Annotated in this window: 16 protein-coding genes; 12 read left to right on the top strand and 4 right to left on the bottom strand. The window is 71.2% G+C overall.

The genetic code is table 11. The annotated features are described in order from the left end of the window. Window positions 1–84: 84 nt before the first annotated feature. The 4 genes from J5Y09_RS15065 to J5Y09_RS15050 form a co-directional block, all read right to left on the bottom strand. Window positions 85–855 carry an SDR family NAD(P)-dependent oxidoreductase gene (locus J5Y09_RS15065; RefSeq protein WP_209352632.1) on the bottom strand — a complete coding sequence of 257 codons (771 nt, stop codon included), beginning with the start codon at window positions 853–855 and terminating at the stop codon, window positions 85–87. After that, a complete protein-coding gene (locus J5Y09_RS15060; protein WP_209352631.1) occupies window positions 855–1,811 on the bottom strand; it encodes a D-2-hydroxyacid dehydrogenase in 957 nt (318 codons plus the stop codon). Before J5Y09_RS15060 ends, J5Y09_RS15065 begins: the two co-directional genes overlap by 1 nt. 55 nt (window positions 1,812–1,866) lie before the next feature. After that, the gene (locus tag J5Y09_RS15055) at window positions 1,867–2,631 is read right to left on the bottom strand and encodes a Crp/Fnr family transcriptional regulator (protein WP_209352630.1); all 765 of its coding nucleotides are present in this window, start codon (window positions 2,629–2,631) and stop codon (window positions 1,867–1,869) included. Between the two features lie 87 nt (window positions 2,632–2,718). Beyond that, a complete protein-coding gene (locus tag J5Y09_RS15050; RefSeq protein WP_209352629.1) occupies window positions 2,719–4,158 on the bottom strand; it encodes a S8 family serine peptidase in 1,440 nt (479 codons plus the stop codon). Window positions 4,159–4,263: 105 nt separating this feature from the next. Here J5Y09_RS15050 and J5Y09_RS15045 point away from each other — a divergent pair, with 105 nt between their 5' ends. The 12 genes from J5Y09_RS15045 (at window position 4,264) to pelG (ending at window position 24,985) form a co-directional block, all read left to right on the top strand. Then, entirely contained in the window at window positions 4,264–6,060 is a 1,797-nt protein-coding gene (locus J5Y09_RS15045; RefSeq protein WP_209352628.1) for an adenylate/guanylate cyclase domain-containing protein, read from the top strand. 25 nt (window positions 6,061–6,085) lie between these two features. Then, entirely contained in the window at window positions 6,086–7,108 is a 1,023-nt protein-coding gene (locus J5Y09_RS15040; RefSeq protein WP_209352627.1) for a phosphatase PAP2 family protein, read from the top strand. Window positions 7,109–7,768: 660 nt separating this feature from the next. Beyond that, a complete protein-coding gene (locus tag J5Y09_RS15035; protein ID WP_209352626.1) occupies window positions 7,769–11,986 on the top strand; it encodes an Ig-like domain-containing protein in 4,218 nt (1,405 codons plus the stop codon). A gap of 70 nt (window positions 11,987–12,056) precedes the next feature. Then, window positions 12,057–12,425 carry a hypothetical protein gene (locus J5Y09_RS15030; RefSeq protein ID WP_209352625.1) on the top strand — a complete coding sequence of 123 codons (369 nt, stop codon included), beginning with the start codon at window positions 12,057–12,059 and terminating at the stop codon, window positions 12,423–12,425. A 67-nt stretch (window positions 12,426–12,492) separates the two neighbouring features. Continuing rightward, on the top strand, window positions 12,493–14,316 hold the full coding sequence (glmS, locus tag J5Y09_RS15025) for a glutamine--fructose-6-phosphate transaminase (isomerizing) (protein ID WP_209352624.1): 1,824 nt from the start codon (window positions 12,493–12,495) through the stop codon (window positions 14,314–14,316). A gap of 16 nt (window positions 14,317–14,332) precedes the next feature. After that, window positions 14,333–15,226: a glycoside hydrolase family 191 protein gene (locus J5Y09_RS15020; RefSeq protein WP_209352623.1), complete on the top strand. Its 894-nt coding sequence runs from the start codon at window positions 14,333–14,335 to the stop codon at window positions 15,224–15,226. Continuing rightward, window positions 15,223–18,219, top strand: coding sequence for a tetratricopeptide repeat protein (locus J5Y09_RS15015; protein ID WP_209352622.1), 2,997 nt, complete (start codon window positions 15,223–15,225; stop codon window positions 18,217–18,219). The genes J5Y09_RS15020 and J5Y09_RS15015 overlap by 4 nt, the downstream gene beginning before the upstream one ends. Then, window positions 18,216–19,610: a tetratricopeptide repeat protein gene (locus J5Y09_RS15010; RefSeq protein WP_209352621.1), complete on the top strand. Its 1,395-nt coding sequence runs from the start codon at window positions 18,216–18,218 to the stop codon at window positions 19,608–19,610. Before J5Y09_RS15015 ends, J5Y09_RS15010 begins: the two co-directional genes overlap by 4 nt. Next, complete coding sequence (locus J5Y09_RS15005; RefSeq protein WP_209352620.1) at window positions 19,610–21,010, top strand: GAF domain-containing protein; 1,401 nt, start codon at window positions 19,610–19,612, stop codon at window positions 21,008–21,010. The genes J5Y09_RS15010 and J5Y09_RS15005 overlap by 1 nt, the downstream gene beginning before the upstream one ends. Continuing rightward, window positions 21,007–22,098, top strand: a complete 1,092-nt coding sequence (locus tag J5Y09_RS15000; RefSeq protein WP_209352619.1) for a tetratricopeptide repeat protein — start codon at window positions 21,007–21,009, stop codon at window positions 22,096–22,098. Before J5Y09_RS15005 ends, J5Y09_RS15000 begins: the two co-directional genes overlap by 4 nt. Then, window positions 22,095–23,606, top strand: a complete 1,512-nt coding sequence (gene pelF, locus J5Y09_RS14995) for a GT4 family glycosyltransferase PelF (protein WP_209352618.1) — start codon at window positions 22,095–22,097, stop codon at window positions 23,604–23,606. The genes J5Y09_RS15000 and pelF overlap by 4 nt, the downstream gene beginning before the upstream one ends. Next, window positions 23,606–24,985 carry an exopolysaccharide Pel transporter PelG gene (gene pelG, locus J5Y09_RS14990; protein ID WP_209352617.1) on the top strand — a complete coding sequence of 460 codons (1,380 nt, stop codon included), beginning with the start codon at window positions 23,606–23,608 and terminating at the stop codon, window positions 24,983–24,985. Before pelF ends, pelG begins: the two co-directional genes overlap by 1 nt. The last annotated feature ends 34 nt before the right edge of the window (window positions 24,986–25,019 follow it).

The raw sequence follows: 25,019 nt of genomic DNA, 5'->3' as shown, positions 1-25,019 counted from the left end.
CTGATCGGATTTCTTGCTCTAGAAGCCATTGATCCCAAGAGCACGAAATCCGGTCACACTGCTTCAGTGTGATCGGATAGTGCTCTAGAACAGCGAATAGCCCCCGTCCACCACTAGGCAATCGCCGGTGTGGTAGGCGGAGGCATCGCTTGCCAGGTACACGGCGAGCCCGCCGAAATCCGCGCCCGTCCCCCAGCGGCGGGCCGGGATGCGCGGCAGGACCGCGGCGGCGAAGCGTTCGTCGGCCACGCTGCCCGCCGTCATCGCCGTCTCGATCCAGCCGGGCAGTATGGCATTCGCCCGGATGCCGTGGCGGGCGAGTTCCACCGCCAGCGCGCGGATCATCGCCACCATCGCGCCCTTCGTCGCCGCGTATTGGGTGTTGCGCGCCGCGCCCTCGATGGCGGCCAGCGACGCCGTGCCGACCAGCGCACCGCCGCCGCCCCGATCGACCATGTGCCGCGCGGCGGCGCGCAGCGTGTGGAAGGCGCCATCCAGGTTCACCCGCGTGACGCGGTGCCATTCGGCGCTGTCCAACTCGGTGAACTTCACCTTCCGCCCATAGGTGCCGGCATTGGCGAAGCAGGCATCGACGCGGCCGAGTGCTGCGATCGTGCCCGCCATGGCGCGATCGACCGCCGCCTCGTCGCCGACGTCGCAGACCTCGGCATGCACGCGCACGCCGGTCGCGGCGAGCAGGGCGCGGGCCTCCGCGTTCCTCGCCGCGTTGGTGCCCCAGATCGCGACATCGGCGCCGGCTTCCGCCAGCGCCCGGGCCATGCCGAGGCCGATCCCGGAATTGCCGCCGGTGACGAACGCGACCTTGCCCGCCAGGTCGAAGGGCCGGTAGGGCATCAGTACCCCGCCCGGCGATCGACGAGCTGCGACGGCGCCGCGCCGTCGAGGAAGCGGCGGAGGTTCTCGACCATCAGCGCGGCGACCATGCCGTCGCGTTCGGGATGCAGCCCGCCGATATGCGGCAGCACCAGGATGCCGTCCTCCCCCCAATAGGGGCTCTCGGCCGGTAGGGGTTCCGTGCGGAACACGTCCAGCACCGCGCCGGTGATGGTGCCCGCGCGCACCGCGGCCACCAGGTCATCGTCCTTGATGAGCGCGCCGCGGCCGAAATTCAGCAGCCAGGCGGTCTTCTTCATGCGGGCGAGCCGCGCGGCGTCGATGAAGTTGTCGGTCTCGGGCGTGGCGGGCAGCAGCAGGACGACGAAGTCGCTCTGCGCCAGGACCGCATCGGTGCCGTCCGGCGCGAACACCTTCTCCACATGCGGCACCGCGGCGCCGTCGCGCTTCGTGCCGATCACGCGCATCTCCAGCGCCGCGGCCTTGCGCGCCAGCTCCGCCCCGATCGCGCCGAGGCCAAGGATGCCGAGCGTGCTGCCCGCCAGCGTCGTGGAGACGCGCCTCGTCCAGCGCTTCGCCGCATTGTCCGCGACGATCGCGGCGTAGGGCTTGGTGATGTGGAACAGCGCGCCGAGGATGTTCTCCGGCATCTGCACGCGGTGCGTGCCGCGCGCGCAGGACAGCGCGATGTCCTCCCGCAGGTCCGCCCGGCCGAGCCAGTGCTCCACGCCGGCAGTGAGCGACTGGATGAAGCGCAGCTTCGGCATCCGGTCGAGCACGCCGGCTGGCGGCCCCCAGGACAGCAGCGCCTCGGCCTCCGCCAGCAGCGCCGGATCGGGCGTCGCGGCGCGCGGCACGGTCTCGATGCGCAGCCGGTCGGCCAGGCCCGCCGCCGCGATGGCGCGCGCATAGGGTTCGGCGCCGTCGATCCAGAGCAGCAGCAGCGGTTTCGTCATGGCCTGGCCTCCGTCCTGCCGCGAAGCCTGCGGCAGGTGGCGGGCCGCGTCCAGATCAGGCGGCGGGCGCGCGCAGCTCGGCGGCGACCAGCGCCTGCATCTCGGCGACGCGCAGGATGCGGATGGCGCGCCGGTCGCGCGCCAGCCAGCCTTCCCGCGTCATCTCGGACAATTCGCGGGAGACCACCTCGCGCCGCGCGCCGATGCGCGCCGCGAGCTCATGATGCGGCGGCGGCGGGGAGACGACGCGTTCGCTCGGCACGCCGGCGCGCGGGCGGGACAGGCGCAGCAGCTCGGAGAACAGGCGCAGCCGCACCGGCAGCGCCTCCCGCTCCAGCGTCCGTTCCGTCTGCAGCCGCAGCTTCGCCGCGAGCGTGCGCAGCAGCGCGTGGCAGGCGGTGGGCGTGGCGAAGACGAAGGCGAGGAAGGCCTGCGCCGGGATGATGCAGAGCCGCGACCGCGCGATGGCGGTGACGTTGGCCGCACGCGGCGCGCCGTCGATGGCCGAAAGTTCGCCGAAGAACTCGCCGGCGCCGAATTCGTTCAGCAGCACCTCGCGGCCGGAGGCGGCGCGCAGCTGCACCCGCACCGCGCCGGTCGCGACGAAGAAGATGTCGGTCGAGGGCTCGTCCTCGTCCACGACGACCTGGCCCGGCTCCACCGTTCGCCAGCGCGCGGCGGCGGAGAGTTTCTCGAGCGCGGCGGCATCGGCGCCACGGAAGAAGGGCAGGTCGGTGAGGGAGGGCGGACGCGCCGGCTCAGTCATGGCGGGGTGCAGCCAGACGAGGTGGGGAAGGGCGGGATCCTGGATCGCGCGCATGGTCTGCCTCCGGCGCGGCGCCCGCGTGGCGCCAGCGACCGCAAGGTGCGACAGGGCGCGTCGCGAGGCGAGTGACGCGGGTCACGATCAGGGAAGCCCCGCGATGGTCGCGGCGCAGTCGAGCACGCCATGGCCGGTGCGGAGGTTCCAGCCCGCGCTGCCATCCATCTGTCGCGCGGCCTTCCGCAGGTGCCCGAACAGGGCATCGTTGGGCACGACGGAATCGTGCCAGCCCGTGCGCAGCGCCGCGACCGCGCCCGCGGCGACGGCGCATGCAGCTGAGGACCCCCCGGCGCGCGGATAGGGTGCTTCCGGCGTGCGGAAATGGCTCGGCGCGACCAGGTCCGGCTTCTGCTGCGGATGGCCGAGATATTGCGCGAACTGCCCCGGCCCCTGGGAGGAATAGCCTGCCCAGATGCCATCCGCGCGGACCGCGCCCACGGTCAGCACGCTGTCGAGCGAATTGGCGCCGAGGATGCTGCGCCCCGGCCCGATCACCCGCGGCGCGCAGCGGGGATCCGGCCCGAATTCCCCGCAATTGCCGGCGGCGAAGACGATGGCCGCGTGCGGCGCCGCGGCATCGATGGCGCAGGCGACCCAGTGATAGGGGTTCTTCGTGTATTCGCCGGGCACCGTCTCCCCCCGCGCATCGTAGATGCTCCAGGCGTTCACCAGCACCCACCGGCCGGCGAAGCGCGGGTCGAGCATCCCGAGCAGGCGGATGTCGCGGGCAATCGCGCCGATGGCGCCGAAGGCGTCGCTGAGGAAGGCGGGCAGGTTGCCCAGGATGCGCGGCGGGATCAGCGGGCAGTCGAAGATCAGCGCCCGCGGCGCCAGCGCCTGGATGGTGCGCGCGATCATGGTGCCGTGCGTGTTGGTGCCGGTCGCCGTCCCCGGCTGCGGCCCGCCCGCCTTGGACCAGCCGCCGGCGAAGCGGGAGGGGTCGAGGAGGCGGCCGGCCGCCACGCCCTGGTCGATGACCACCACCTTCACGCCCTTGCCGTCGAGGCCCTTGGCCGCCAGCGCATCGGCCCGCACCAGCGCGCGCGCGTCCTCGAAGGTCGCGAAATCGTCGCCCTCCCCCCGGCCCGGGGTCCAGTGCAGGGCAGGAGAGATGCGGAGGTCGCTCACCACCTTGTCGAAGCGGCCGAAGATGCGCTCGGCGCCCTCGCGGAAGATGGCGGCGGCCTTCTCGTCGGCGAAGGCGAGGGCGAAGGCGGCTTCCTCCGGCGCGGCCCGCGCCGCGGCCAGGCGGGCCGCCAGCTCCTTCTCGCCGCCGAGCGCCAGGCCCCAATCGGCCAGCGGCAGGTGTGTGACGGCGAAGGCCGGCCCGTCCTTGGTCGCCAGCCGGCCCAGGGCGGGAATGCCGTCCGGGCCGCCAATGATCGCGTCGATCGCATCCAGCCTGCGGGCGAGGTAGGCGTTCCGCAGCGCGGGTTTGTCCGCCTTGAGGAAGGGCGGGTCGCGGAAGACGAAGTTGCGCCGCACCGGCAAGGGCCGCCGCCGCTCCTCCGGATAGCCTTCCATGCGCCGTCCCTCCTGCGCCGATTGCGACCCTATCCTTGCACTGTCGCCGTGTTTCAGGAAATGTCGGGCCCTTCGCAAGGGGCAGGATCGGGGACCCAGCGGGCGATGTCGGCCGACCATCTCGCGCGCAGTCTGGACCTGGACGCCGCGACGGGCGTCCGGCGCTTCGCCGCCTTCGCCTTCGCCGACGTGGTCGGCTACACGATCCTGATGGCGACTGAGGAAGGCCGCACCCATCGCCGCTGGATGGCGGCGCTGGACGGTATCCTCCGCCCCCTTGCCGGCGCGCATGACGGCCGCATCGTGAAGTCGACCGGGGATGGCGTGCTGGCCGAATTCCCGACGCCGGCGGGCGCGCTCGCCTGGGGGTTGGAGGTGCAGAAGCGCCTGGCCGCCGCCGACGGGGCGGAACCCGAGGCGCCGACGCTCGCGCTGCGCATCGCGCTGCACATGGGCGAGATCACGGCGACCGAGCACGACATCTATGGCGCCGGCGTGAACCTCGCCGCGCGGCTGCAGGAACACGCGCCGGCCGGCGGCGTGCTGCTGAGCACGGAGGTCCATGCGGCGGTCGCCGCGCGCCTGCCGCGGCCGGCGCGCGACCTCGGGCTGATCGTGCTGAAGCACCTGGCGGACCCCGAGCGCGCCTTCGTGCTCGACCCGGAGGTGCCGCCGGCGCGGCTGCCGAGCCCGCCCGACGTCTCGCCGCTGCCCTCCCTCGCGGTGCTGCCGCTGCGCAACCTCGGCGGGGATCCGCAGGACGACTACTTCGCCGATGGCGTGGTGGAGGACATCGTCGTCTCGCTGGGCAACCTGCGGGAACTGATGGTGGTCTCCCGGTCCTCCACCCTGGCCTGGCGCGGGCGGGATGCCGACCCGCGGGAGGTTAGCCGCGCGCTAGGCGTGCGCTACGTCGTCAGCGGCAGCGTGCGCCGCGCCGGGCGCGACCTGCGCGTGCAGATCGAGCTGTCCGATGCGCAGACGGGCACGCGGCTCTGGGGCGACCGGGCGGAGGCGACGGGCGGCGAGCTCTTCGTCCTGCAGGACCGGATCGTCGAGCGCATCGTCGCCGGCGTCGCGCCGCATGTGCGCGCGGCGGAACTGCAGCGCGCGATGCGCAAGCGGCCGGAGAGCTTCACCGCCTATGACCTGACGCTGCGCGGGCTGTCGCTGATCCACGACCTGGATCGCGAGCGCTTCACCGAGGCGCGCGCGCTGTTCGCCCGCGCCATGGCGCATGACCCAGGCTTCGCGCTGCCGACCGCCTGGGCCGCGCGGTGGCACAGCATCCATGTGGGCCAGGGCTGGTCGGCCAATCCGCGTGCCGACATGGAGGAAGCGGCGACGCTGTCGGCCCGCGCGATCGAGCTCGACCGGCAGAACGCGCTGGCGCTCGCGACCTGCGCGCATGTGCGGTCCTTCCTGATGCACGACTACGACGCGGCGCTGGTCTTCTTCGAGCGGGCGCTGTCGGTCGGCCCGAACAACGCGCTGGCCTGGCTGCTGTCTTCCGCCACGCTGTCCTATGTCGGCCGGACCGAGGAAGCGATCCGGCACGCGGAGCACGGCCTGCGGCTGTCGCCCTTCGACCAGAACCTGTTCTCCTACTACAACCTGCTCGCGATCGCGCATTACTGCCATGGCAACATCGCCGAGGCGTTGCGCTGGTGTCGCCTGTCCGATGCCGAGACGCCTCGCTTCACCTCGAACCTGCGGGTGCTGATCGCCGCGCTGGTCGCGGCGGGACAGGAAAGTGACGCACGTCACGCCGCGCAGCGCCTGATGCAGCTGGAGCCCGGATTCTCCCTTGCCGAGTACGAGCTGACCCGGATGCCCTATCGCGACCCGAAGATCCGCGCGCGCGTCCTCGCTGACTTGCGCGCGGCGGGTCTGCCGGAATGAACACACCTGTTTGCAGGAGCAGCCGATGAGCGGCATAGGCCCTTCCGATTCATCCGACAGCAGCGACTCCTCGGACAGCAGCGACTCGTCCGACAGCAGCGATTCCTCCGCGGCGGGCGGGGGCCGGGCCCGTGCGGCGGCCCGCCCCGTCGGCATATCCCCCGACCTTCGCCGGGAGGCCGGCGAGGATTGGTTCCGCGGCAATCGCTGGCCGCCGCAGGATGTCGAGCCGGTCCTCAAGACCTGGTCGCTGAGCGCGGCGCCGCCCGCCTTCCGGCCGGAGGACTGGTCCTTCGCGCATTTCGCCGTCGCGGCGCAGACCGAATTCGCCTCCGGTGCCGGCGGCGACTGGCGGACCATCGCGCTGCCCCCGCCGCCCGCCGCACAGGCCGACATCGACGCGGAACTGCGGGAGCTTCTCGAGATCGCCGAATTCCGCGCCGGCGTGCTGGCCGAGGCAATGGAGCAGCGCGAGAACGTCCTGGGCTATTTCCGCGGCCTGCTGACCTTCAAGGGCGGCACGCACCCCTGGACCGTGCGGCTGTGCCACGCGGCGATCCGCGTGGGCCAGTTCATGGTGATGGGCCAGAAGGCGACCTACATGCGCGCCCGCCCGTCGCGCCTGATGCCGGCGCTGATGCCCCCCGTCGATCCGCCCGGGCATCCCGCCTATCCGAGCGGGCATGCGACCCAGGCCTATCTCCTCGCGCTCGCGCTGGGGGAGGTGCTGCCGAACGTCGCGACCGGCGAAGGCCTGGGCGGCGCGCGCGCGCCGGTCAGCGTGGCGGAGGTGGACAGCGTCGCGGGGTCGATCCTGACGAAGGTCGCGGGCCTGCCCGGCGTTGCGGCGCGGATGGACCTGTCGCCGCATTGGCGGATCGCCGAGCGGATCGCCCGCAATCGGGAGGTGATCGGCGTGCATTTCCCGAGCGACTCCGAGGCCGGGTTGCGCCTGGCGGTGAAGAGCTGGGCGTTGCTGCGCGCCTGCCCGCTGATTGGCGCGGCGGGGACCGGGGCGCTCGACCGCGCGCGGGCGGAGTGGAACTGAGCCGATGATGGGGTGCGGCGGCCCGCCGCGCCCGGCCGCCTGACGGCGTCCGCGGTGGCGGAGGCGCGTCCGGAGGCGCGTCCGGAGGCACCGCGCCAGGGACACTCGCGGCCCGGTTGCGGACACGCCCGTGCGGCACCTGCGCCTGCGTGCGACCGTGCGGCGATTACGCGGCCGTCCTGCTCAACTCCGTAGTGATCCCATCGTGACGAGGCGACATGTTGCGTGGTGGGGTCGAGTCGATTCGACGCGAATCGCCCGCGCGGTGGGAGATTTCCGGCGCCATGACGTCGCAAAGAACACGATCTGGCCAAATTGTGAGAATGCGCGCGCGTGTATCGCGGACTCGCGCGCGCCGCATGTGGTGTAGGCCCGTGATTTTGCGCCCCAGATGTAGTGGATGCCGCCCGGAACTCGTGTGCAGTTGCACAATCGCGTGAGGCCACTCGCCCCAAGGCTGTAATCGTCAAGAGGCGGGCGACAAAAAGGCTTATCACATTTTCGTGAGGCGCCGGACCGTCGGTGGCGCGATCACGATTTTGCGCGCTCCAATTGCCGATACAGACCGAAGAAATGCTCAGCCCGTACCCCCGTCTCACCGGCTGAGTGCAAGTCGTCATCATGTCGTGCGTTGCCGTTTGAAGACGGAGGGGAGAGCCTATGTCCGGATCATCGATCCTCGTCGACGGCCTTACGACTGATTGGACCTTCGCGGACCGCCTCGGCTATCCGACGAATTGGGTCAGCGGCTACGACGTCTATGGCAGGATCGACGGCGTAACGCTCTATATGGCGATCGTCGCGCCGGTACAGATCGGTGCGAATACGACGATTTGGCTGAATACGGATCAGAACGCCTCGACCGGCTTCCAGATTTTCGGGAACACCGGGGGTGCCGAGTACAACATCGACTTCGGCGCGAGCGGCGTGCCGTTCCTTTACTCCGGCGGCGCCGGCCTCATTCCGGTGGTTGGTGCAAGCGTGCAGTACGCGCGGAGCGCCGACGGCAAGACCGTCGAACTCGCCGTTTCGCTGGCATCGCTGAACGACGCCGTCAATCCGGCGATGGACGTTCTGATCGACGTCAACAACACGACCTTCGTCCCGGGCAACTATTCCGGCACGCCCTACACCGTCGCCCCCAGTGGCTCGAACGGTTCGGCGATGAAGGTCGCGATCGTCTACTCCGAGACCACCGCCTACAAGTTCTTCGGCGGCGACGCAGCGACCTCGACCCCCTCCACCGCCTACACCCAGCTCTTCGCCTCCGCCCAGAACCAGGCGGCGATGGCCGGTGTCCCCTACGACATCCTCACCGAGGCGGACCTCACCGACATCTCGAAGCTGTCGCAGTACGACAGCATCATCTTCCCCTCCTTCTCGCATGTGGACAGCGCCAAGGTCGGCGCCATCACCACCGCGCTGACGAGCGCCGTCTACGACTACGGCGTCGGCCTGATCACGGCCGGCAACTTCATGACGAACGACCAGACGGGCAGTGCGATCGCAGGCGACTCCTACGGCCGCCTCAAGCAGCTGATGGGGCTGCAGCTCGTTTCCTCCGACGGCACGCTGACGCAGATCGACGTCAAGGCGACCGCCTCGACCAATCCGATCGTCGACGACCTCGCGACGGGCGAGACCATCCGCACCTACACCAACGTCTTCGGCCCGATCGGCACGCAGACCTTCGGCGTCCTCAACGGCGTCTCCCACGAGGTCCTCGCCACCCAGACGCTGACGGACCTCGAGACCGGCACGCAGACGACCACGAACGCGATCTACACGACCGTCACCGGCGGTCGGAACGTGCACTTCGCGACCGAGGGCATGCTCGCGGACAACAACCTCCTGTCCCGCGCGCTCGACTGGGTGGTCTCGAACCTCGTCGCGCCGGAGGTGCGGCTGGAGATGAGCCGCCACACGGCGATCTTCGCCTCCCGCAACGACATGGACCAGTCGCAGGAGGTCGGCGCCGTCAATCCACCGGGCAACGAGCCCGGCATCTACGACGTGATGATGGAGATCCTGGAGCGCTGGAAGACGCAGTACAACTTCGTCGGCTCCTACTACCTCAATCTCGGCGACGACTTCACGACCACCGGCGACAACGACCTGACCGACGGGGCGGGCGTCGACTGGGCCGCTTCGCTGCCCTACTACCAGCGGCTCATCGCGCTCGGAAACGAGCTCGGCTCGCACTCCTACTCCCACCCGTTCGACACGAACCTGCTGACCAACGCCGAACTGCAGCAGGAGTTCGAATGGTCGAAGCTGGCGCTCCAGGCCAACATTCCTGGCCTGACCATCGAAGGCGCGGCCATCCCCGGCATGCCGCAGAGCACCGCCGTCTCGCTGAAGGTCCTCGACTATTACAACTACCTCACCGGCGGTAACGCGATGGTCGGCGCCGGGTATCCTGGCGCCTTCGGCTACCTGACGCCGGATACGAGCAAGGGCATCTACATCGCGCCCAACATCTCCTCCGACTTCACGCAGACCGGCTGGAAGAACCTGACGCTCGAGCAGGCCGCGGCCGGATGGCTCCAGGAATGGAACGACGCCGTTCGCCTCGCCGACCTGCCTGTGGTGGTCTTCCCCTGGCACGACTACGGGCTGACCGGCTGGAACACCGGCGACAACAAGGTCTACGGCAACGAGGCGACCTTCAAGCCGCTGATCGAGGCCGCCTACAACTACGGCGCCGAATTCGTCACCCTCGCCGACCTCGCCGCGCGGCTCGCGGCCTTCGAGCAGGCGACGCTGAACTACACCTTCAACGCGGGCACGAACACCATCTCCGCCGAGGTCCGGGGCGCGCTCAACACCTTCCAGCTCGACCTCGACACCGCGATCGCCAGCGTCTCGATCACCGGCGGCAGCGCCTGGTACGCCTATGATGGCGACAGCGTCTTCCTGCCCGCGGGCGACAGCAACTTCACGATCGCGCTCGGCACCGCGCCGGCGGACGTGACGCACATCGTCCAGCTGCCCGCGCGCGGCAAGCTCATCTCCGTGACCGGCGACGGGTCCAACATCTCCTTCGTCCTGAACGGCGAAGGCAAGGTGCTGGTCGACCTGAAGACCTTCGCGGCGAACGAGTTCGCCGTGTCGGTCACGGGCGCAACCGTCACCAAGATGCAGGACGGGATGCTGGAGCTGCTGCTGCCGAGCCTCGGCCTGCACAACGTGGCGGTGAACCTCGTGCCGCCGACGGGCGTCATCGCCGCACCGGCCATCGCCGACGTCTCCACCAACCTCACCCGCTCGCTGATCACCGGCACGGCATCGGCCGGCGCGACCGTGACCGTGACGGAGGGTGCCGCGACGCTCGGCACGGTGGTGGCGGACGGCGCCGGCGCCTGGTCGCTTTCCGTCGCGCCGCTGTCGAACGCGGTGCACACGCTGAACGTGGTCGCGATCGGCGCCGGCGGCATCGTGCGGGAGGGTGGCATCGCCCGGATCGGGACGACGAACAGCGAGGCGCTGTTCGGTACGCTGAACGGCGACCTTATCCTTGGCGCGGCGGGCAACGATACGCTCGATGGCGGGTCTGCCGCCGACACCATGAAGGGCGGCGGCGGCAGTGACCTCTACAAGGTCGACAATGTGGGCGACGTGGTGGTCGAACTCGCCACCTCGGGCGTGGATACGGTTCACGCCTCGGCAACCCACACGCTGTCCGACAATGTCGAACATCTGGTGCTGACCGGTACTGACTCGATCTCCGGCTTCGGAAACGTCCTCGCCAACCGGATCCTCGGCAATTCGGGCGCGAACACGCTCGGTGGCGGCTCGGGCAACGACACGATCGATGGCGGCGCCGGTAACGACTCGATGGCCGGCGGCGCGGGGAACGACATCTTCATCGTCGACTCCTCGTCCGACACCGTCGTCGAGGGCGCCGGCCAGGGGACCGACGAGGTGCGCGCATCCGCCACCTTCACCCTGGGCGCGGATATCGAACGCCTCGTCCTGACCGGTACCGCCTCCATCGACGGCACCGGCAACGCACTCGCAAACCTCATCACGGGCAATACGGGCGTAAACCGGCTCGTGGGCGCCGGCGGCAACGACACGCTCTCCGCCGGCGACGGCAATGACTCGCTGGACGGTGGCACGGGTGCCGACTCCCTCGTCGGCGGCAACGGCAACGACTGGTACTCGATCGACAACACCGGCGATGTCGTCGTCGATGCCGCCGGCGCCGCCGACACGGTGCAGTCGAGCATCAACTACACGCTCGGCACCGCGATCGAGCACCTCGTGCTGACCGGCACCGCCGGCACCGGCACGGGCAACGCCTCCGCCAACCGCATCGAGGGCAATGCCGCTGTCTCCAACGTGCTGTCCGGCCTCGGTGGCAATGACACGCTGCTGGGCGTGAACAACGCGGATACCCTGCTCGGTGGCGGCGGTGCCGACAGCATGGTCGGCAATGGTGGTAATGACTGGCTGGACGGATCCACCGAGAACGACACGATCACCGGTGGCGCCGGGGCCGACACGCTGATCGGCGGCGCCGGCAACGACCTGCTCACGGGCGGCTCCGAGGCGGACGTGTTCCGCTTCAACAGCAGCCAGCACAACGTCGACCGGATCACGGACTACGCCACGGGCGTGGACAAGATCGCGATCTCCGCCGCCGGCTTTGGCGGGTTCCTGGCCGCGGGGATGGATGTCGGCGCGACCGGTCGCTTCATCACGAACACCACGGGGGACGCCAACTCCGCCGGCGTCGGACAGTTCGTCTACGAAAGCGACCTCGGCCGGCTCTGGTGGGATGCGGACGGGATCGGCCTGATCGGCCGCGTCGCGGTCGCCGACTTCACCGGCCTACCGGCGCTCTCCGCCTCCGACATCATCATCATTGCCTGACGTGGTGCGCGACATGCTGACCGAAGCGCATCCCTCAACCATCCCTTCGCCGACAGGGGGAACCGCCTCAATGACTCAGACGGTGATCATCGTCGACGACAACGTCCTCTCGGCGCGGCTCTACAAGGCCATCCTCGCGCCGCTCGACTGCCGCGTGCTGGTGGCGAGCAGTGCGGCGGAGGCGGCACGACTCGCCGGCGCGCTCCAGTCCACCGCGATGCTCGAGACCATCGACACCGCGCCGCGCTGGGAGCAGGACGACGAGCCGGGCGAGATGAGCCAGGCCCGGCCGCTGTTCCTCGTCGCGGCCGCGCGGGAACTGGAGACGATGCAGGAAGTTGCGCGCAACACGGGCGGCGACGCCGTGACGCTGCGCAAGCCCGTCGCGCGCGACGGATTGGAGACCCTTGTGCGGCGTCACTTCGGCGCCGGTCACTAGGATGGACTGCGGGGGCAGTTTGACCAGGTGAGGTGTCCCTCGGGGCGCCCGGCAAGGAGACTGCGGCATGTGCGGAATCGTGGGTCTTGTGGGTCGTGGCGCCGTCGCGCCGCGGCTTCTCGGTGCTCTGCGCCGTCTTGAATACCGCGGCTACGACAGCGCGGGCATCGCAACGCTCATGGGCGGCGAAATCCGTCGCCGGCGCGCCGCAGGCAAGGTCGACCGGCTGGCCGAGCGGATCGCGGCCGAGCCGCTGGCCGGCGAGACCGGCATCGGCCATACCCGCTGGGCGACGCATGGCGCGCCCTGCGAGATGAACGCCCATCCGATCGCCACCGACCGCGTCGCCGTCGTGCACAACGGCATCATCGAGAACCACCGCGAACTGCGCGAGGAACTCGAGTCCGCCGGCGAGGCGTTCCACAGCCAGACCGACACCGAGGTCATCGCCGTGCTGCTCACGCGGCACCTGCGCGGCGGCATGACGCCCGCTGAGGCCGTGATGGCCACGCTTTCCCGCCTGCAGGGCGCACTCGCGGTCGCGATCCTGTTCACCGGGCATGACGGGATGCTGATCTGCGCGCGGCGCGGCAGCCCGCTCGCGATCGGCTTCGGCGACGGCGAGATGAGCGTCGGCAGCGACGCGCTCGCGCTCGGCGCCTTCACCGACCGCATCGCCTATCTCGAGGAAGGCGACTGGGCCGTCGTCACGCGCGACGGCGCCTGGATCCACGACGCATCGGGGCATCGCGTGTCCCGCGCCGAGCGCCGAATCCCCGCCATGGGCGACGGCGTCGGCAAGGGCGGCCACGCCCACTACATGCACAAGGAGATCTTCGAGCAGCCCGCCGTCGTCGGCGCGACGCTGCACTCGATGATCAACCCGGCGACACGCCGCATCGACCTCGGTCGCTACGGCTTCGACGCCGCGGGGCTCGAGACCGTGACGATCCTGGCCTGCGGCACCTCCTTCCATGCCGGCATGGTCGCGAAGTACTGGCTCGAATCGATCGCGGGCCTGCCCGTGCATTGCGAGATCGCATCCGAATTCCGCTACCGCCGCCCCCCGCTCGGCCGCGGCGCGCTCGTCATCGCCATCTCCCAGTCCGGCGAGACGGCCGACACGCTGGCCGCGATGCGCTACGCGAAGTCGCGCGGCGCGCGCACCGTCGCCGTCGTCAACGTGGCCGAAAGCACGATCGCGCGGGAAGCCGACGCCGTGCTTCCGACGCTTGCCGGGGCCGAGATCGGCGTCGCTTCCACCAAGGCCTTCACGACCCAGCTCGTCGTCCTCGCCTGCCTCGCCATCGCCTTCGGGCGGGCGCGCGGCGAACTCGACTGCAAGGCGGAACGGGCGCTGGTCGCGGCCCTGGCCGATACGCCGGACCTGATCACCGAAGCGCTGGCCGGCGATGCCCATGCGGGCGGCGTCGCCGCGCTGCTCGCCGGGGCGCGGGACGTGCTCTATCTCGGCCGCGGCACGGCCTATCCACTCGCGCTCGAAGGCGCGCTCAAGCTCAAGGAAGTCTCCTACGTCCACGCCGAGGGCTATGCGGCCGGCGAGATGAAGCACGGCCCCATCGCGCTCGTGGACAAGGAGGTGCCGATCGTGATGATCGCCCCCCCGGACGAGCTGTTCGAGAAGACGGCCTCGAACATGTACGAGGTGATGGCGCGCGGCGGCCAGGCGATCCTCATCTCCGACCGTGAGCAGACGGACCGTTTCGCGAACGGCGTGGCGGCCTCGATCGCCATGCCGGAGGCGCCGGCGATCTCGACGCCGATCCTCTACTCCGTCCCCATGCAGCTGCTCGCCTATCATGCCGGGACGCGGCGCGGCACCGAGGTGGACCAACCCCGGAACCTCGCCAAGAGCGTGACCGTCGAATAGCGGAGCAGGGCGCGTGATGAAGGGGAATGGCGGCGTGACGGGGCGCGGGGCGGCGGGCATCGGGCGCCGGCTCGCGGCCGCCATCCTCGGCGCCGGCGCGGTCGGCGGCTTCGCGGCGCGGGCCTGCCCGGGCGTGGAGTGCCGCTTTCTCGTCTACTACGGCCGCGACGAGGCCGCGCCCATCGGCGACTACGACCTCGTCGTGCTGGATGCCGAGGCACCGGCTGCCCTGCTCGCGCGGCGCGCCCCGGGCGCGCGGATGCTCGGCTATGTCAGCATGGGCGAGGTGCATGCGAGCCGCGCCTACTTCGCCGAGGCCGAGGCGGGGGGCATCCTGCTCGGGCGGAACCCGAGCTGGCCCGACGCCTGGTTCGTCGACATGCGGGCACCGCTGTGGGAACGGCTCGTGCTCGACCGCATCGTCCCGGCCGTGCTCGCGCGCGGCTTCGACGGCGTCTTCCTCGATACGCTCGACGATGCCGAATATCTGGAGCAGCGCGAACCCCGGCGCCATGCCGGCATGATCGACGCGGCCGCGGGGCTCGTGCGGCGCATGCGGCGCCGCTTCCCTGCCGCCGGCATCATGGTCAATCGCGGCTACGCCCTGCTTCCGAACCTGGTCGGACAGTTCGACATGCTGCTCGGCGAATCGGTGCGCACGACGCACGAGGCCGACGGCACGACCTATCGACGCCTGCCGGAGAACGACTACGCCTGGCAGCGCGACCTGATGTGGGAAGCGCGGCGCCGCTTCCCCTCGCTGCGGCTGTACTCGCTCGACTACTGGGATCCCGCCGACCGCGACGGCATCGCGCGGATCTACGCCGAGCAGCGCCGCAACGGCTTCGTGCCCTATGTCGCCACGCCGGATCTCACGCGCATCGTCCCGCCGCCGAGGGAGGCATCATGAGCCAGGCTCCGTCGCTGCCGGTCCCCGTCCAACCGCGGATCCGCATCGAACTCGCGCGTCCCCAGGCGCAAACCGCGCCGCGCCCCTCGCGCGGCTACCGGCTGCCGCTCGCGCTCGCCGTGCTGGGCGTGATCGGCGCGAGCATCGCGCTGATCCCGCGCGGGCAGGAAATGGCACTGCTGCGCCTCGAATCAGGCGATGCCGAGGGCGCGCGCAGCCTGCTGGAGCAGCGCTACGCCGATGGTGAGCGGTCCCCCGCGACCGTTGCGGCGCTCGCGCGTGCGCGGGCCGAGACCGGCGACATGCGCGCCGCCATCGCGCTCCTCGAACCGCTGGCCGCCGAACGTCCGCGCGACCGGCAGGTGCTCGAGGCCCTGGTCGCCTATCGTCGCCAGCTGGGCGAGGACCGCGCCGGCCTGTTGCGGGCGCTGGTCGCACTGCAGGCGGTCGCGCCGGCTCAGCCGCGGCTGCGCGAGATCGCCGGCCTGCACGGCGCGCTCGGGCAGGTCGATGAGCAGCGCGCGGTGCTGCGCGGCCTGACCGCCGACGCGACGGCCGAACCGGCCGACCTCCTCGCGCTAGCGCGGCTGGATGCGTCGGCAGGCGCGCCGGCCGAAGGCCTGGCCGCGCTGCGTCGCCTCGCGCGGCAGCATCCGCGAGCCTATGACGTGCACGCAGCCGCGCTCGCCGTGTCGCTGCATGTCGAAGCCGGCCAGGCCGAGGCGGCCGCCTCGGTGGCGCGGGACTGGCTCGCGGCGCAGGATCGCGGCGCCGCCGCGGCCGCCGCGCCGATGCTGGCAAGCTTTCTGGCCGCCGCGCGACGGCCCGACCTGGCCGTCCTTGTGCTCGAGCCGCTCGCGGGTGTCTCCGCGCCGCCCGCGCTGGTGCTCGCGCTCGCGCAGGCCGAGATCGATGCACGCCGGGAGCGCTCGGCCCTCGAGCGTCTCGAGACCCTGGCCGCCGAGGCTGGCGGCCGCGCCGCGGTCGAAGCCGCGACGCTGCGCCTGCGCCTGTCGGTCGCCCTTGGCGAGACGACCCGCGCGATCGCGGCAGTGGAAGCGATGCCGACGGGCCAGGCGTCGGCCGCGATGCTGTCGACGCTCGCCGCCGTCGCGCTTGATGCGGGGCAGACCGAAGTGCTGCGCCGCCTGCTCGCCTGGGGCGGGCCCGATGTGCTCGAAGGCGATCCCGCCTTGGCGGCCGAGGTGGCGCTTCAGCTCGGTGATCGGGCCGCGGCGCGGCGCTGGGCGCAGCTTGCCCTCGTGTCGCGCCGGGATGCGGCCGATCCGCGCCGCGCCTTCGGCTTCGCCGGCGTGCTGATGGCCCTCGGCCATCCGGATCCGGCGACCGACATCCTCGCGCGCATCAGCGCGCGCCCCGAGCTGCCACCCGCGCTGCTGGCTGAGATCGCACGGTCCTTCGTACGGATGGAGCAGGCGGAGCAGGGCGCTGCCTTGTTCGAGGCGCTGCGCGCGCAGCGACCTTCCGCCGCGCTCGACGCCGCCTGGCTGCTGACCGCGGCGGCGCTGCCCGACCGGCAGGATGCGGCGGTCGCATGGATCGCGTCGGAGGCCGGCGCCACGGCGCCGCCCGCGCTGCTGCGCGATGCGCTGCACGTCGCGGCCGATGCGCGGGCCAGTCGCACCGCCATCGCCGCCGCGCGGCGCCTTGCCGCGCATGGCGCCGCGCCGGAGCGGCTGATCCTCGCCCGCCTGCTGCTCGATGCCGGGGAGCCCGGACAGGCGCTGCCCATCCTGCGTGAGCTCGCCGCCGAGGGCGCCGCCGACGCGACGCTGCTGGAGGCGGCCCGGCATGCCGCGTGGCGCGCTGGCGATGTCGGCGCCGCGGCTGAATTGCGCGCGCTCTGGACCACGCGGCTCTCCGCCGCATCGACCGAGGCGGAGCGCGGCGCGGCGCTCGCGATGCTGAACGAGCTCGGCGCGCGCGCCGAGATGCTGCCGGCGCTGCGCGGCATGGCGCTTGCCGACCCCCAGGCGTGGCTCTGGTCCTATACGGAGGCGGCCGACCGTGCCGGACGGCGGCAGGAAGCCACGGCGCTGTGGGTCGAGCTCGCGCGCCGCCAGGCGCTACCGATCGCCCTGCGGCGGCAGCTTGCCTTCGGCCTGCTGGAACGCGGCGCGCGGGGCGAGGCCGAGCCGGTCTTCCGCGAGCTCGCCGCCAGTGCCGGCGCGGACAGCGCCGAGGTCCGGCAGCTGCTGTTCGTCTGGGGACAGCGGCCGAGCGCCGCGGCCATGTCCTGGCTCGAGTCGCGCGCCCGCGCGGCCTCGGGGTCGGAGAAGGCGGCGTGGATGCGCCTGCTGACCGAACGCGGCGGCGCACGGGGCGCGATCGCGGCCTATCGCGCGTCCCCGGACGCCGGTGGCGCGGCGGGACCGGCGCGCGACGCCTATCTCACGGCACTCTCGGTCGCGGGCGACCGCGCCGGGCTCGCCGCTGCGCTGCGCGAGGAACTCGCGCGCCAGCCGGCGCAGGACCGGCTGCAGATGCTTGCCGGCCTTGCCGGCCAGACCGGCAGCGAGGCGCTGGAGGACCAGGTGCAGCGGGCCATGGTCCTGGCCGGCGGCGGCGATGCCGCGATGCGCAGGCGCGTCGCCTTCGCCGCCTGGCGGCAGGGCGACGCCGCGCTGGCCGAACGCCTGCTGTCGGATCATGCGCAGGCCACGGGCGGCGATGCCGAAAGCCTCTTCATCCTGGGCGAGATCCGGCTGCGCCAGCGCGATCCCGATGGGGCGCGGCGCTGGCACGAGGCCGCGCTGCGGCGTCTCGGCAACGGCACCGAACGTTCCGCGGATGCACGAAAGATGCAGGCGACCCTTCTGCGCCGGGTCGGCGCGGGAGACCGCGCGCTGCCGATCTACGAGGCGCTTCTGGTGGAGCGTCCTGACGATCGGCATCTTCGCGCCGATCTCGTGTCGCTGCTAATCGAGATGCGCGACTATGGGAGAGCGCAGACAGTGCTGGCTGGCCGATGAAGCGATACGAACGACTCCGCAACGACATGCTTGCCTTGCCGGCGATGGCGATCATCGTCGGCCTCGCCGCGCCGGCGGCGCATGCCGACGAGGCGACGCTCGCGACGCGGCCGGCGGCGGCGCGCGCGCCCGCGGCTGCGGCCGTGGTGCCCGTCGCCGCGCCGCCCGCCGCGGAGGCTTCGCCCGATGACCAGGCCGCCGAGGCCGCGCGGCAGGGCGAGATGCGGCTGCGGCTACTCGACGCGCAGCTGCTGCTCGTGACCGGTCGCTTCACCGCGGCGCGCGAAGCCTATGCCGGATTGCGCTCCGACGTGCCGACGAGCGCGGAGCCCGTGGCCGGGCTCGCCACCGTGGCGCGGGAGACTGGGCGCCCGCGGCTTGCGCGCGAGCTTCAGCGCGAAGCGGTGCTGCTCGACCCGGGCAACACGTCGCTCGCCAGCGGCCTCGTGGCGCTCGAGCGCGACCGCGCGCCCCGGCTGCGCGGCGATATCGAGCAACGCATCCAGCGCGGCGGCATCGGGTCCGACAAGGCGGACATCACTATCGGCGAGGCCGGTGGCCACTGGAACGTCGGCGAGGCCTGGCGGATCGGCGCCACACAGGGCGTCGCGCATGTGGACGCGACGAATGTCCGCCGCCCTTCGGGCGCGGTGCGCGACTTCTCGGGCGACCGCATCCGCACCGAGGTCTTCCTCCAGCACGAATGGCGGGAAGGCGCGACGGTCCAGGCTTCGCTCTTCGCCAATGAATGGAGCGCGGGCTTCGGACTCTCCGGGCGCCTGCCCGACGACTGGGGATATACCGGTGCGCGCATCGAGTATCGCCGGCCGGTCTGGGACTTCGTCGAGGCGATCATCGACGGCGCGGTCCGCGACCGTGTCGCCGCCGAGCGCTTCCAGCGCTTCACGCCGCAGCTGACCGGGCGCATCGAGGTCGGCCTGAACCGCTACGGCATCCCGCGCGACGAGGAGGACATCCTCAGCAGCGCGACGGTGCGCGGGGAACTGCGCTATGGCGACCTCGGCGGCATCGCCGGCCTGTCGATCGCCTATGCGCTCGACGCCGAGTACGTGCTGGACGAGACGCGCCGCATCGACGCGAGCGGCGCATCCTTCCAGCCGCTGCCGATCGTGGATCGCGAGGTCCATGCGGGCCTGATCGGCTATGGCGGCACCCGCGGCAGCGTGAACGGCGACGGGCGGCTGACCTACCAGTTCCAGGCGGGCTACGGCGCCGACCGCTATGGGCGCTCCGGCCCGGTCGCCTACGGCACGATCGGCTACGCGGTCGGCCCGGTCGAGATCTCGCTCCGCGCGGGCTATGTGCGCAACATCGGCCGGTCGCAGGGCGAGACGACGGTGCTGGGCGCCGCCATGGCGTTCCTGTTCTGATGGCAGCGCGCGACGCACGGGCCGAATCCTCCCTGCCGTCGTGGCATGAGCCACGGCAGGTGATGGGCCTGCGCGTCACGGCGCTCGTCGAGATCGTCGCCTTCCTCCTCGCCGCGCTGGCGGTCGATCATTTCTTCCTGGACCGCGACCGTCTCGCGGGCATCACGCCGCATCCCTTCTGGATCATCGTGCTGCTCGCCGCGGCCCAGTACGGCGCGAAGGAGGGGCTGGCGGCCGCGCTCCTCGCCTCCGCCGCGCTGCTCGTGCACAACCTGCCGGAGCAGGGCTTCAGCGAGGACCTGTACGCCTGGCTCCTCCGGGCCACGCGGGAGCCTCTGCTCTGGATCTTCGCCGCGGTCATTATCGGCGAGATCCGCGACGCCCAGCGCCGTGACCGCGATACGCTGCGCGAGGAGTTGCGGGAGGCGCGCGAGCATGCGGATGGCATCGGCGCCGCCTATCAGCAGCTGTCGCAGCTGAAGGATCATCTCGAGGCGCGCGTCGCGGGTCAGGTGCGCACGGTCCATTCGATCTTCACCGCGTCGCGCAGCATCGAGCGGCAGGATACGGGCCAGGTGCTGGCTGGCATCCAGCAGCTTGTCCCGGCGGTGATGAACCCGCGGAAATTCTCGCTCTACCTGCTGAACGACCGCGTCCTCGAAGCCGCGCTCAGCGACGGCTGGACCGAGGGCGATGCCTTCGCCACCGAATTCGACCAGTCGACGGCGCTGTACCAGGCGGTCATCTCGCATCGGCGGCATCTCGTCGCGACACGCCCGTCGCATGGGCTCATCCTGGGAGCCGAGGGCCTGCTGGCCGGCCCCTTGACCTCGACGGAGACCGGCGAAGTAATCGGCATGCTGAAGATCGAGGAGATGGACTTCCTCGACCTCGTGCCGTCGAACGTCCAGAACTTCCGCATCCTCTGCGAATGGATCGGCTCCGCCTACGCGAACGCCCAGCATTGGGAGGAGACGCAGGCGACGCGCTACTTCGACCCCGTGCGGCGCCTGCTGCCGGCGCCGCTGTTCGAGGTGGCGCGCGACCACGCCATCGCCATGGCGCGCAGGTTCGGCTTCGGCGTCGCGGTCCTTCGCCTGGGCTTCGATGAGCCGGAGGGCGCGGGCCCAAGTCTGCAGCCCGCCGCGGCGCGTGCCGTCTCCCGTGCCGTCGAGGCGCTGCTGGGGCCGACCGAGCAGGCTTTCGACTGGCGGCGCGACGGGTGGGACGTCGTCATCATCCTGCCAGGCGTCGCCGATGAGGCCGCGCAATCCCTCGCGACGCGCGTGACCGCGGGCGTCGAGGAGGAATTCGGCGTCGCCGGCCTGCGCTTCGGGCTCCGGCACCGCGTCGAGACGCTCTACCGTCCGCAACGGGCGGAAGCCCGGGCGGCGCGATGAGCGCGCACGAAGAGGCTCCCTCGCCGATCACCGAGGCGCTCGCGGCGCTGCTCGTCCTCGTCGTCGCGATCCTCGAGGGCTGGATCCTGGTGCGCGCCGTGGCGGACCCCACGGCGATTCCGGCCGCGCTGCAGCTGCATGGCCTCATCGCCCTTGGCACCCTGCTCGCCGCCTATGGCCTTCGCCGCGCCGGTGGCGACGATCCTGCCTTCCTGCTCTTCGTCGTCGCTGCCGTCTTCCTCGGGCCGCTCGGCGTCGCGGGCGCCGCGGTCGCGGCCCTGCTGCGGCGTCTTTTCGTATTGCGCGCGCGCCCCTTCGCCGAATGGTACGTGGCGCTGTTCCCGGAAGAACGGCAGGACAGGACGCGCGAGATCTACGAACGGGTCGTGCTGCGCGGACACGGGCCGGCGGAGCGCAGCACGGTCGCGCCCTTCGCCGACGTCATCGCGCTCGGCAGCCTGCAGGAGAAGCAGGCCGCGATCGCGCTCATCGCCTCGGGCTTCCGGCCGGAATTCGCCAACGCGCTGCGCGCCGCGCTTAATGATCAGGAGGCGGCCGTGCGCGTCCAGGCGGCGGCCGCCGTCGCGCGCATCGAGCAGCAATTCCTCCAGCGCAGCATGACGCTCGACGCGCGCCGGTCGGCCGATCCCGACAACCGCGACCTGATCATGGAAGCGGCACGGCACCATGAGGCCTTGTCCGCGACGGGGCTGATCGACGAGACCCGCGCGCGCGAATCCGCCGAGGACGCGCTGGCGCTCTATCTCGACGCCGTAGCGCGCACGCCGGCAGGGCCGGCCCGCACCGACGCGACCGCCGCGGCCGGCCGGCTGCTGTTGCGCCTTGGCCGCGCGGAAGAAGCGGTGCGCCTGCTCGCGCCCGCCGCGGAGGAGGACCAGGCGAGTCCGAGCCTCGTCGCCGCCTATCTCGAAGGGCTGTTCCGGCTGCACCGCTACGTCGACCTGCGGGAATTCTGCCTCCGGCTGCGCGAGGCCGGCGCGGCACGCCTGCCGGATCAGGTGGAGGAAGCGCTGTCGCTCTGGACCGAGGACGCCTCGCAGCCGATGCTGCCGGCGAAGGCGGCATGACCGGCGGCGCCGACCAGGCCGATGTCTGCCTGATCCTCGAAGGGGCCTATCCCTTCGTGGCGGGCGGCGTCTCCTCCTGGACGCACGACCTGATCCGGGCGCATTCGGACCTGCGCTTCCGCATCGTGACGCTGGCGGCCGACGAGACGCGACAGACGCCGCGATACGAGCTTCCGCCCAACGTCGTGGGCCTCACCGTCATCCCGCTGCAGCAGGCGGAAAGCGGCATCGACAATGGGTGGGGCACCGCGCGACTGATCGCGGAGCTTGAAGGCCCGCTGACACGCCTGCTCTCGCGCGGTGGGCTGGACGATTTCCGCGGCGTCATCGCCGCGCTCCGGCGTCATCCGAAGCGGGCGACGCGCGCGGCCCTGCTCAACAGCGGCGCGGCCTTCGAGCTCGTGCGACGCATGTATGAGCAGAGCGTGCCCGGCAGCTCCTTCATGAACTACTTCTGGAGCTGGCGCGTGCTGGCGGGCGGGCTGTTCTCGACGCTGTTGGCGGAATTGCCGAAGGCGCGCTGCTATCACGCGATCTCCACGGGCTATGCGGGCCTCGTCATGGCGCGCGCCGTGATCGAGACCGGACGCCCGGGGCTTCTGACCGAGCACGGCATCTACACGAACGAACGTCGCGTCGAGATCGAGATGGCCGAATGGCTGACCGACGGGCCGCCGGCCTGGCTCGACCTCGAGGGCCGCCGCCAGGACCTGCGCAACGTCTGGATCGATGCCTTCGTCGGCTATTCCCGGTCCTGCTACGAGGCCTGTACCAAGATCGTCACGCTCTACACCGGCAACCAGGAGCTGCAGGCGAGGGACGGCGCGCCGCCGGAGCGGATGGCGATCATCCCGAACGGCATCGACTATGACGGCTTCTCGGCGATCCCGCGCGACACGACCCCGCGCCCGCCGACCGTCGCGCTGATCGGCCGCGCGGTGCCGATCAAGGATGTGAAGACCTATATCCGCGCGATCGCGCTGCTGCGCGACATGGTCCCGGGATGCCGGGCGCTGCTGCTCGGCCCGACCGACGAAGATCCCGCCTATTTCCGCGAATGCCAGCAGATGGTCGCGCATCTCGGTCTGGAAGGGACCTTCGAGTTCGCCGGGCGGGTGAAGCTGCACGACTATCTCGGCAAGCTCGACGCCATCGCGCTGACCAGCATCAGCGAGGCGCAGCCTCTCGTGCTGCTCGAAGCCGGGGCGGCCGGTGTGCCGTCGGTCGCGACCGATGTCGGATCCTGCCGCGACCTGATCGAGGGCCGCGCCGACGAAAGCCCGCCGATCGGCCCGGGCGGCTTCGTCGTGCCGCTTGCCGATCCGCAGGCGACGGCGAAGGCGCTCGCGGCCCTGCTGGGCGATCCGGCCATGCGCGCCCGCTGCGGGGAGGCGATGCGCCGCCGGACCGAGAAATACTACAACAAGCGCGTCGTCGACCGGATCTACCGCGACCTTTACGACAGCCTGCTGCGCCTGCCCGACGCGCCGCGGGCGAAGGCGGCCTGATGGCCGGCATCGGCTTCGCCCTGCGCCGCCTGGCGCGCGAGGATTCGCTGAATGCGGGCCTGCGCAGCCAGGCGCATGCGGTCGCGGTCACCTCGGGGCCCTGGCTGCTCACCGTGCTGGCGCTCGGCCTGGTCGAGGTCTTCGCCTCCGAATGGCTGGGGGAGGACCGGCACCGGCTTTTCTCCACCGTCGTCGTCTACAATTTCGCCTTCTCGCTGGTCCTGACGGGGCCGGTCGTGATGGTGGTGACGCGGCGGTTGGCGGACATGCTCTTCGCGCGCGACGTGACGGAAGCGACTGGGATGCTTCTAGGTTCCCTCGCCGTCGTCTTCGCGCTGCAGGCCGCGGTCGGCGTGCCCTTCTACCTGTTCGTGGTGGACATGGAGCCCGCGGAGCGCGTGCTGGCGCTGCTCGGCTTCCTGCTGGTCGGTGCGGTGTGGCTCGTCTCGGCCTTCCTCTCCGCTCTCAAGAGCTACGGCAGCATCAGCCTGTCCTTCGCGCTCGGCATGGGCGGCGGTGCGGCGCTCGCGCTGCACCTGGCGCCCGAGCACGGCACGGTCGGGCTGCTGGCGGGCTTCACGATCGGACTCGCGGTCCTGGTCTTCTCGCTGGTCGCCCGCGTGCTGGCCGAATATCCCGCGCCGGCGATCCGGCCCTTCGCCTTCCTGCCGGAGATGCGGCGCTACTGGGCGCTGGCGCTGGTCGGGCTGCTGTTCGGCCTCGCCACCTGGGTCGACAAGTGGATCATGTGGTTCGCGCCGGGCCATGTCGTGCTGGCGGGCGCGATGCCGACGCATCCGGCCTATGACTCCGCGATGTTCCTGGCCTGCCTGACCATGGCGCCGGGCGCGGCCATGTTCCTGGTGGTGGTGGAGACGCGCTTCTTCGAGGGCTATCTCCGCTACTACCGCGGCATCGCCAACCACGCGACGGCGCAGGAGATCGCACGCAACCACGGCCAGATCCTGCGCATCCTCGCCAACGGTTTCCGCCAGGTGGCGGTGCTGCAGGCGGCGGTCTGCTACCTTGCGATGCTCGCCGCGCCGGGGCTGATCGGCATGGCGCGCGGCGGCCTGGAACTCGTGCCGACCTTCCGCTTCGGCGTGCTCGGTGCGCTCTGCCACGGCCTGATGCTGTTCGTCGTGGCGATCCTTTCGTACTTCGACCTGCGGCGCAGCCTGCTGGCGGTGGGCGCGACCTTCCTCGTGCTGAATGCGGGACTCACCTGGGCCGCGCTCTGGCTCGGCGTCGGCTATGCGGGCTATGGCTACTTCCTGGCCTCGCTGCTGACGCTGGCGCTGGCCTACGCGCTGGCCGCCAAGCAGCTGACGCAATTGCCCTACATGACCTTCGTGGTGAGCAACCACGGGCTCAGGTGACGGGCGGCGACGACCAATTCGGGGAATGGCGGAC

It is taken from the genome of Roseomonas nitratireducens (assembly GCF_017813355.1).
GTDB lineage: Bacteria > Pseudomonadota > Alphaproteobacteria > Acetobacterales > Acetobacteraceae > Neoroseomonas > Neoroseomonas nitratireducens.
The sequence above is the reverse complement of the archived record's forward strand: the minus strand, read 5'-3'. Positions and strand labels throughout refer to the sequence as shown.